This is a genomic window from Desulfobulbaceae bacterium, from assembly GCA_013792005.1.
Classification (GTDB): Bacteria; Desulfobacterota; Desulfobulbia; order Desulfobulbales; family VMSU01; genus VMSU01.
In genome coordinates this window covers 1-10982 of record VMSU01000252.1, presented here as the reverse complement: position 1 = coordinate 10982, position 10982 = coordinate 1, and the positions used below count along the sequence as shown (strand labels likewise).

6 protein-coding genes are annotated in these 10982 nt (G+C 51.3%); 3 read left to right on the top strand and 3 right to left on the bottom strand.

The genetic code is table 11. The features are described 5' to 3' along the window. Positions 1-440 precede the first annotated feature (440 nt). Positions 441-1850, top strand: a complete 1410-nt coding sequence (gene cobB, locus FP815_16535) for a hydrogenobyrinic acid a,c-diamide synthase (glutamine-hydrolyzing) (GenBank protein MBA3016535.1) — start codon at positions 441-443, stop codon at positions 1848-1850. Between the two features lie 3 nt (positions 1851-1853). On the opposite strand, the gene dinB is transcribed toward cobB, so the two are convergent. Further along, positions 1854-3026, bottom strand: coding sequence for a DNA polymerase IV (gene dinB / locus FP815_16530; protein MBA3016534.1), 1173 nt, complete (start codon positions 3024-3026; stop codon positions 1854-1856). A 292-nt stretch (positions 3027-3318) separates the two neighbouring features. Here dinB and FP815_16525 point away from each other — a divergent pair, with 292 nt between their 5' ends. After that, positions 3319-4344: a GGDEF domain-containing protein gene (locus FP815_16525; GenBank protein ID MBA3016533.1), complete on the top strand. Its 1026-nt coding sequence runs from the start codon at positions 3319-3321 to the stop codon at positions 4342-4344. 380 nt (positions 4345-4724) lie between these two features. Here the strand turns inward: FP815_16525 and FP815_16520 are convergent, their stop codons facing one another. Beyond that, positions 4725-7757, bottom strand: a complete 3033-nt coding sequence (locus tag FP815_16520; protein ID MBA3016532.1) for a response regulator — start codon at positions 7755-7757, stop codon at positions 4725-4727. A 289-nt stretch (positions 7758-8046) separates the two neighbouring features. Here FP815_16520 and FP815_16515 point away from each other — a divergent pair, with 289 nt between their 5' ends. Then, entirely contained in the window at positions 8047-10119 is a 2073-nt protein-coding gene (locus FP815_16515) for a methyl-accepting chemotaxis protein (protein MBA3016531.1), read from the top strand. Between the two features lie 219 nt (positions 10120-10338). Here the strand turns inward: FP815_16515 and FP815_16510 are convergent, their stop codons facing one another. Then, positions 10339-10707 carry a hypothetical protein gene (locus FP815_16510; protein ID MBA3016530.1) on the bottom strand — a complete coding sequence of 123 codons (369 nt, stop codon included), beginning with the start codon at positions 10705-10707 and terminating at the stop codon, positions 10339-10341. Positions 10708-10982: the final 275 nt, after the last annotated feature.

The following is a 10982-nucleotide window of genomic DNA, read 5'->3' as shown; positions in this document are numbered from 1 at the left end:
TAAAAATGATGGCGTCGCAAAAAGCCCGATCTACTGCGTTGCAGCGCACTTTTGCTTAGCCATCCCGTGACTTTTTGCAAGACCATCAAAAATGGTTTCAACTAAATTAATGAGTGTACATAGTGATAATCAAGCTAAGGCTTACATTCCTATGACAGTTGGACACCCCGAACACGACTTTCACATTGTTTCGATTTAATTAATCACGACAGCCCTTTTTTGCAAGGGATGAAGTAATGTTTCGTTTAATGGTGAGGGATTGACAGTTTAGTCTCTTTGGGGTTTTATTGGTAATTTCCGAGTCCCTTACTGCCCCCTACCGAAAGACTAACACTTCGCCATCGACTTATCCAAAATATTTGGGTTGATGGGTAAACAATTTATTCATTGATCACTGGCTTAACAAAGCCTCCTTACTCTTAATAAGGTTCAATTTCATCATGCCCCACACCATCAAGAATCAATCACGTGGTTTCGTCATAGCCGGCCTCTGTGGTGGATCCGGCAAGAGCGTGCTCTCCGTTGGCTTGACCGCAGCCCTGACCGAACAGGGGATCAAAGTCGCTCCCTTCAAGAAAGGCCCGGACTATATTGACGCCGGCTGGCTGCAGCTTGCGGCTCACCGCCCCTGTCACAATCTCGATCCCTATCTGATGACCGCCAAGACCATCCGCCACTCCTTCCAAGAAAACTCTGAAGGGAGTGATATTGCATTAGTCGAAGGTAATCGCGGACTCTTTGATGGCGTTAACGCGGCTGGCTCATACAGCACTGCCGAACTCGCTGCCATTCTCGGCCTTCCCGTCACTTTGGTGGTCGACTGCACCAAGACTACACGTACCGTTGCGGCCTTGCTCCTTGGCTGTCAGCAGATGGGTTCAGAGATCAAAATCACAGGAGTCATCCTTAATCGGATCGGTTCAGCCCGGCATCAACGCATCATCCGCCAAGCTATTGAAGAATATACCGATATCACCGTCCTCGGCGCTATGCCCCGTCAGCGCCACGACATCTTCCCCCAACGGCACATCGGCATCACTCCCTGCCCGGAATTTGACGGAGCCGACACCGCCCTCGTAACCCTGGCCCAGACCATCCGTGACTCCATCGATCTTGAGAAGGTGATCGAATTAAGTGCTCCCATCGTCCCCCCACCTCCGACAGAGCTACATGCTCAATGGCAGAATCCCACCGGCGACACCGTCCGAATCGGGGTCATCAAGGACGCGGCATTTCAATTCTACTACCCGGAGAATCTACGAGCCTTGGAATTATGCGGGGCTCAACTCCTGGAAGTGAACGCCCTCTCGGCTCAGGAACTCCCTGACCTCGACGGACTTTATATCGGTGGAGGTTTCCCGGAAAACAGCGTCCAAGCCCTCTCTAAAAACACAACCTTCCGTACCTCGCTCAAACAACGAATCGAACAGGGGCTACCGGTATATGCCGAATGCGGGGGCCTGCTCTACCTTGGTCGGGCCATGGAACTGGAGGGCGGCCCCTACCCCCTGGTGGATATCTTCCCCTTCAGCTTTCGCATGGAAAAAAGGCCACAAGCCCATGGCTACACGGCCCTGACTGCTACCGCCACTAACCCAGTCTACCAGGAAGGGACCGTTATCAAGGGTCACGAATTCCGCTACAGCAAGGTGATTGACTGGCAAGGCGCCAATTCCGATCTAGCCTTTACCATGCAGCGCGGCATCGGCTTTGCCGATGGCGGCGACGGTCTGGTATACAAAAATGTCCTGGCCCTCTACACGCACATCCATGCCCTCGCGACTCCGGAGTGGGCGCCTCGATTCATTGATCTGGTCAAAAAGAACAAAACTGCCACCACAGGAGGATAACGCCTACTCCTCAAGCAAAGCCGCAGGCCGGATCCCGTCTCGACCATAAACCGCATTGATCCGATCCACGGCCTGATTAATCTGCCGCCTCTTCTCCTCCCTGCCACCACAATGATCAAAAAGCGAACCCTGCCGGGCAAGACATCCCTCGTGCAGATTGGTAGCGGTAAGTCCCAGCAGACGCAACGGCTTACGTCCCGCCAAGGTCTGCACCAGCAACTGACATCCTGTCCGGTAGAGAGTCTCGTCATCGTCGGTGACCGCAAGACTCTTGGATCGGGTAGTTTGGACAAAATCATAATACTTCGTTTTCAGAACAACTGTCCGGGCCACCAGCCCATGCCTGCGCAGACGACTTCCCACCTTTAACGCCAAAGAGAGCAACTCCCTCCTGATCACCGTCAAATCTATCAGGTCCTCGGCAAAAGTTTCCTCATGACCCATTGATTTCACACCTCTCCCTGACTCGACCTGCCGGTCATCAATGCCCCATGCCGCTTGATGCAACTGACGACCGGCCTGGCCAAGTTTTCTTTCCACAATAGCCAGAGGCACCCGGGCCAGATCACCTATCGTCCGCACTCCGAGCAAGTTCAACTGCTTGCAGACCGCAGGCCCGACCCCGGGCAATTTATTGATTGCAAGTGGAGCAAGAAATTCAATCTCGGTGCCTGGCAAAACTACCGTCAAGCCATCAGGCTTATTCATGTCCGAGGCGATCTTAGCCACTAGTTTCGAAGTGCCGACTCCTGCCGACACTGTCAAGCCGACCTCATCACGCACCTGCTTCCTAATGTGCTCTGCCAGATCACGCGCCGTTCCAAAAAGCCGTTCCGTACCGGTCACATCAAGAAAAGCCTCATCCAAAGATATTGGCTCAACCACCGGAGTAAAACATGCAAACAGGTCCATAATCTGTGTTGACACCTGACGGTACCGTTCAATGCGAGGAGACAGAAAAACCCCATTAGGACAGCGATTGCGAGCGATCCCTACCGGGAGAGCGGAGTGAACTCCAAATCGTCTCGCCTCGTAGGAGGCTGCCGAGACCACACCCCGATGCCCACCACCAACAATCACAGGCTGGCCCTCCAGCACAGGGTTGTCAAGGATTTCAACGGAAGCAAAAAAAGCATCCATATCCAGATGAATAATCGAAGACGGTAGTTTCGTCATTGGTGTCAAAAATTTGACTGCCGCCTCGCCCCCCTGGCAACGATTCCGAGCCTACCCGGCAAAGATTGCCGAGGGAACGAAAAAGCGGTGCAGGAATCACCAACCAGCAAGAATGGAATCGAGAAAAAAATATTAAATAAAACCAACATAATGCAAGAGCAAGAATCCATTCAGACCCTCAACCGATTCGTACATTCCCATACGACACCTCTCTGGCACAAAAATGGCATCAAGTATTTCAACAAAGATGCCGATACTGAGGTAAAGAATGAATCGTCCAGGAGTGTAACCCATGCAAACAATTACCCATACTGCCGCAGACCATACAGATAATCCCTCAATAACCAACGTTGCCAGTATGAACAGCCTGATCGTTGAACTTGAGCATTATCGTCGTCAGTCTGAGTGGCTGTCCATGGTCAACGAACTTCACGTCCGCCTGGCAGCTGCGGTTGACATGCCGGCCATGCTTGAGGCCTTTTCAGTATGGCTGATGCCTCTGGTCAATCACGACCTGCTCGCATACAACAACGCCGAACGGTCCCGCCGCCACCTGCTGTGCTCCTGCCACGGACCTGAACGTCGGCAAGCCATGGCGGTTGCCAAGGAGGCTTTTAATTCTGGCCCCAAATCAACCCATCCCTGTTGCTGGGTCAAAGACGACTATTATATCCAAAGCTGGCAACTCGACCAGTTTTCCGGCAGCGGCATTCTCTTGGTTATACGCAAGGAAAAGAAAATCGGTGAATACGAAAACCAGCTGCTGGCCAAGGGACTGCAGATCCTCTGCGAGCCTTTGCAGCGTGCCTTGGAGTATGAAGACCTCTATGAACAAGCAAGCCGCGATGCCCTGACCGGCTTGATGAACCGACGAGTTTTTGACGAACGGATCAACTCAATCCTGGCCCAAACCGTACGTCACGGGCATCCTGTGACCCTCGCCTGCATGGACCTGGACAAGTTCAAACAGATCAACGACACTTATGGCCACGGGGTTGGCGACTTAGTCTTGCAGAACGTCGCCTCTTGCATGGAACGAATCGTGCGTAGTTGCGACATCCTGGCCCGAATGGGCGGCGACGAATTCATGCTGATCATGCCGGACACCACCATTAATGCTGCGGAAATCCTGGCCAACCGCCTCTGTCAGACAATCAATCAACTCGACCTGCCCGGAGCAGGACGTGGCATCTTAGGTATCAGCATAGGATTAGTGGAGTGGCATCCTGGTCTTGACAAGAAACAGTGGATCCATAAAACCGATGAAGCCCTCTATAAGGCTAAAGCCGCTGGCCGCAGCCGTGTTTGCACCTTGTAGTACGCTCATGTGAGGGCATATATTAGGGCCCCACGAACATAATCCGCCCCAAAAGATTCAGAGCAGGAGGTCTGGTCGTATCCCAAGGCCTTATAAGCGTTCCAGAGCAACTAAGACAACGGCCAAGAAAACGTAATCGTTCACCAGAAGCGTTGAACATGCCGATTTCACCGGAATGTAAACGTTCATCGGGCACTCCAGATGCGCGATTTATATTGACCCGCTTCGTCGGTCAATAAAGCGGTCTGCGAAGTGTGCTAGTTGCACATGAGCAGGCCGCTGACAGCTAAGCGAGTTTGCGAGACTGCGAAGCAGATGGAGTGCCCGGTGAACGTTTACAAGAAAACAAGCCCGATGGGATGGTTTATTGTGACCGAATCTTACGATTCAGATCGCCGAAGAAGACGCTCAAGAGTTGAGTAAAGCGCCTGGGCATTAATCGGTTTTGAAACGTAATCATCCATGCCGGCCTCAAAACACCGCTCCTGATCCTGACGCATGGCATGGGCGGTCATGGCAATGATCGGCACATGACGACCAGTCCCTCGCTCCTGCTTCCGAATATACCGGGCGGCTTCAAGGCCATCCATTTCCGGCATCTGAACATCCATCAACACCACATCAAATCCCTCGTTAATCACCTCAACAGCCTCTCGGCCGTTTGAGGCAGCCAGCACAGAATATCCTCGATCCTCAAGTAACGCTAACGCTAACATCTGGTTAATCGGGTCATCCTCTACTAAAAGAATCCGCACACCTTGATTTTGACCGCTGGCCATCTTCTCTTCCCTCGAAGAGCCGAATCGTGATGGATGAGATGTGGCTACGGCCTGACAGAGAGTCACAATCAAGTTTTCCCGGTTAACCGGCTTGATAACCGCCCCGCCTCTGGCCCAGGGAATTACCGATTCACCAGAAGACACCCTGATTGATCTCCGCATCACAACCACGGTCAGATTATCCTTCTGACGAGTTACAGTAGCCTCCAAATCCTTTCCCCCTACCAACCCCGGTAACGCCTCATCGATAAGGAGGACATCAAAACGCTCCCGTTCCATGGCCACCACCACCTGATCCGCGTCGTCCGCCGTCTCAACCCTGGCCACCACTCCTGAGAGCATCTCCCGCAGAACATTTCGTGTGGTGGCATTGCCTTCGCAAATTAACACAGACAGTGCTGTCAGTTCGGATTCACCAGGGAGAGGAAATATCATTTTTTGCTTTTGAAGACCAAGTTGAACAGTAAAGATAAAGACCGAACCCTGACCAATCTTACTTTCCACCCAAATCTTGCCCCCCATCAACTTGACCAGCTGTTCACAGATAGCAAGACCTAAACCTGTGCCGCCATATTTTCGGCTCATCGAGCCATCAGCTTGGCTGAACGATTCAAATATCACCTGTTGCTTCTCAACCGGAATCCCGATCCCGGTGTCCCGCACCAAAATTTTCAAACACACCGTCTCATCATCTGGCAATAGCGGCTCGCCAAGTGTGGCACGAACCTCAATCTCACCCTCTTCCGTAAATTTAATCGCGTTGTTGACCAGATTGATAATTACCTGCCGCAATCTCCCAGCATCACCGATCGCTACCCCTGGCAAGTTGCGATCAACAGAATAGACCAATTCCAAAGGCTTTTCGAGAGCCTTGGCCGCCATCATCCCAACACTATCGTTAAGGAGTTGGGCCACAGAGAACGTCTCACTCATCATCTCAATCTTACCAGACTCGATCTTGGAAAAATCAAGGATATCAGTGACTATATCCATCAACCGATCCGCAGACCTCTTGATGAATCCCAAGTACTCATGCTGGGCCTCACCCAAATCCATCCCTAACATGAGGTCTGTAAATCCTATAATCCCATTCATCGGGGTCCGAATCTCGTGACTCATATTGGCCAAAAATTGACTCTTGGCCCGATTCGCATCTTCTGCCACGATCTTGGCCTGACGAAGATTATCCTCAGTCATTTTACGAAGGGTAATATCAATACAGTGCTCGATAACCTGGACAATCTTTCCCCGGGGATCAAACACCGGATACCCATGAATTTCCACATAAAGGCGGCTCCCATTAGCCGCGAGATGAACATGCTCAAGCACCACCGCTTTCCCTGTAGCCATGATCCGGTCTATCGTGCAAGGGTGATCCTCGTTTCCACAGGGGAAATCCTGGTGATGGGTGAGCTGATAACAGGTAACACCCTCCGGAAAATTAAGAACACCCGAGGCCTTATTGGCTAATGTTATTTTTTTTGTTGCAATATCAATTACATAAAATGGATGACTCACCGAGTCAATGATTGAGTTCAAGAACTCCGCCTGCTGTTGCAAAGTCTTCTCAACCGTTTTCCGGAAAGCAATTTCATCTTTTAAGGTTTGGCGGGAAGTAATAAGACGATTCTGTAATAGCCCAAGGAAAAAGGTAAAGGCGGCAATCATCATTGCGCCGAGGATAAAACAGGCCCCTGCGACCATGGCGACAACCCGGAGCTGAAGGGCATCGTCCCTGGTAACATCAATCACCACAGACAAATCCCCAATATCATCGCCGTCAGAATCGAGAAAAGGGAGGTTCCCTGCCCTGAAGACCTTCTGCCCTTGACGGAAGCTATGAATTGTGCGCAGATGCTTATCTCCTGAGCAATCAACCGTTTCTCGAAGAAAATCAATCAAGATCGGAGGGATTTCAATCATGGTCTGACGAACAATGGCAAAATTGTTCATCAGCTCCCAATCCCGTGACATCCTCCGCCCGGACTCGATTTGCCATGCCTGCTGGCTCAACCGTTTTTTATTCACAAACAGAGCCAGATCGACACCAAGAATCCGGTGAATATGATCCACAAATCCCCCAATGTTTTTACTGGCCTCAAAGTACCCCAATAAACGCCCTTGGTAGATAAAAGGTCGAACCATCCGCAGAATCACCATCCCCGACGGAGCGACCTCCACCCCACTGGACACGCCATGACTCGCGATGGCCCGTTTAAGTACCGAGCTATGAAGCACTTCTTCATCACGGACCAGATCCTGGGCCTGTAATATCTTGCTGCCATCCGAACCCAAAAAAGTGAAGCTGGTGACCACATAGTTATCGAATAACTTCCCCATATGATCTTTCGCCCTCTGCTGCAACACCTGAAGATCTTTCACAACAAAGGCATCGGTCAACACCTGGTCCGCCAGCACAATCTCCATGGTTGCGCTCAGCTCAACAGTCTCCTCCTCAATTACTGATTTCAAAAGATTATTGACGTTGCCAAGCTTATCCCGGACCTTATCGGCAACATGCTCCTGCATCAGGTAGTAGGTGCCATAGACAAAGATACCGAACAGCAAGAGAAAGCTTAAGCTGAGCGCGACAAGGATTGGTCTTTTTATGTGGTCTGTTGATTGATAGTCCATAGTTGGTTAGCCTGTACAGAAGTGGATGTCAGTGATCTTGTCCGGAAAGACAACGATTCCCTCTGATGTAGCAGGCGGGTAAGAATTATTCAACGATAATCAGGAACCACAGTCACTGGGGAACGACACTCGCTGAACCATGGTTGAACCAATGTCAAAAAGACCGTCGATACCAGAAAGAAAAGACCTGCCACACACAGGCGGTAAAGATTAATTCCAAGTCTTGACACCAGGAAACACATACCCGCCGGGAGCACAGCAACTTTTCACTATTTAAGAAAAAAATTAAATGGTGAAAATATCACTTGACCTACACATCACAATCCTGCGTATAATTATATTTATTGATGTCATCATCCTACTGTCAATAAAAGGAGCCCATATGACCTGGAACAAACTGACCATTGGAAAAAAAATCGCCTCCGGCTTCATGGCAATTCTCGCTTTGCTGGTGACCATGATTGTCATTAACACTTACGGAATTGATCACATAGTTGGCGACGCACAGGAGGTCATTGACGGCAATAAACTTGATGCCACCCTCGCCCAAAAGGAAGTTGATCATCTCAACTGGGTGGCAAAGGTTTCCTCCCTGCTCAGTAATGAGACCACCACCGAACTTGATGTCGAGACCGACCACACCAAATGCGGCTTTGGCAAATGGCTCTATGGCGATGGTCGCCAGCAGGCTGAACACATGGCGCCAACTCTTGCCCCCCTGCTGAAGAACATCGAACAGCCCCACCAGGCGCTCCATGATTCCGCTACCGAGATCAATACCGTATTCAAGCCGGCAGACACCCTCCTCTCCGCACAGTTGATCACCTTAGAGGCGGCCCACCTGGGTTGGGCAAACCGTGTCCGCGATGCCCTGCTCGCCAAAAGCGCCACCCTCGAAAATGTGGAGACCGATCCCGCCAAGTGCGGTCTCGGCAAATGGTTGAACTCGGCACAAGCCAAGACTGCCTATCAGCAAGGCAGTTCAAAGTTCAAAGAGCTTTTCGACTCCATCCACGACGGTCACAAAGCCATGCACTCCTCGGCCATCCACTTGAAAGATCTCTTAGCCACCCAGAATTTTGACGAGGCCTTAACTTTCTTTACCAGCGAAACCCTGCCCCAACTCAACTCCACCGTAAGCATTCTTAAGGATATGGTCACCGAAGCAGATGCCCAAGCAGCAGGCAAGTCACAGGCACAAAAAATCTACAGCGAAAAAACCATTGCTTCAGTACATGCTGTGCAGGACATCCTGGGACAGATCCGCAAAGAAGCGCGCAGCAAGATAATGACCGACGAGGCAATGATTGCCGCTGCCGTCAAAACCCGCCTCTCGGCTATTATCTTTGGTGTGGTCACCGTTATCTTAGGAGTGGGCTTTGCCTGGTTTCTCTCCCGAACGATCTCGACTCTATTGACCAACGTTGCCTTCAAAATGGATGACGAGGCATCCCAAGTTAATGATGCCTCTCAACAAATTTTAGCCACCAGCCATGGTTTGGCAGACGGAGCCTCCAGTCAGGCCGCCGCAGTGGAAGAAATTTCAGCCACAATGGAAGAAGTGACGGCCATGACCAGACAGGATGCCGATAGCGCCAAAGAATCCGAACTCCTGATCCAGAAGGCTAATCAAGTACTCCAGGCTGCTGATGGATCAATGAAAAAGCTAACCGCCTCCATGGATGAGATTTCGCAGGCAAGCACAGAAACCCATAAGATTGTCAAAACCATTGACGAAATCGCCTTCCAGACCAATCTGCTGGCCTTAAACGCCGCGGTTGAAGCGGCTCGGGCCGGAGAGGCCGGCGCCGGGTTCGCCGTGGTGGCCGACGAGGTGAGGAACCTTGCCATGCGCGCTACCGAAGCGGCCAAGAACACCTCCTCCCTCATCGAAGGCACTGTGCTGAAGATTAAGGCCGGGTCGGAATTGGTCATTGAAACCAACACCTCATTTCACGCTGTCAGCCAGTCGATCGAAAAGATGAACATTACGGTCGGAGAAATTGTCAATTCAACCAAGGAACAGGCCGTCGCCATCAGCCAGGTGAATTCCGCCATCACCCAAATAGACACCATTACCCAACAGAACGCCGCAACTGCCGAAGAATCTGCCTCCGCCACGGAAGAACTGAACCTCCAGGTACACGGCATGAGGGAGTCGGTACTCGAACTGTTGTCCATGGTCGGCGGAAAGAGTAACAACAAAAGGAAGGCCAAGACCATTCCGCCGCCGGCACCCCCCCCAACAAAACTAACCAAGTCCCTGCCAGCGCCAAAGACGCCGATCAAGACCGCGCCGAAACCCCAACCAAAACCTCAGGACGTTATTCCTTTTAATGAAACAGAATTTGAGGACTTCTAAGGGACTCGGAAATTACCAATTTACCTGGATCGCGCCCGGATCTGGGTCAGATTTGGTTGCACCGATTGAACAAAACCGCAGGCATAGCAGCGCTACGTCGAGGATTTTGTGATTGAGGTGCGACCAAAGATGGCCCAAAGCCGGGATGCGTTATGGTAAATTGGTAATTTCCGCGTCCCTAAAGTAATCAGATGATGCTTCATTCCGAAACTCTCAGAATCAACGACCACGCCCACCGCCACTCCCCATGCCGCGTCCCTGTCCCATGCCGCCTCCAGTTCCCGAACCACCGCCTCTTGCCGGTGGTTCGGCCGGCAGAGTTACCCCCTGACTCTTTGCCCGCTCCATCATGGCTTGATGATGTTCCAGGCGAATCTGCTCTCGCTCCTCATTGGTTGCCACACTACGCATCCTGACTCGATATTCGGCCCGCTCCTGCTCAGTCATCAACTGACTCCCGTAGATCTGCTCCTGTTCCTGCGTTTGTGCCATTTCCTGGACGGGCGTCTGGCCGATCGCCAAAGCCCCCCAAGAGGACAGAGAAAAGATCCCCAGCAATACAGGCATTACCAACAGTCTTTTTTTCATAAAACCCCCTCCTTTTTCAAATTATGTTATTTGGTCTGCTACCCGCTGAGGCACCATTTCATCCTCTTCAATACCTCTTAGCCTCTCTCTCACTATAGGTAAAAACAACCTCATTACACAATAAATAAGAATAAATATTGTAACTGTCCAGCAGTGCCACATCTGCGTTGTTATCGGCCTGCTCATGTGCGAAAAGCACACATCGCAGGCCGATGCCTAGCATCTGCGGCACTGCTGAACAGTTACGGTTCTGGGCTTCGGCACCTTTCTGGGTC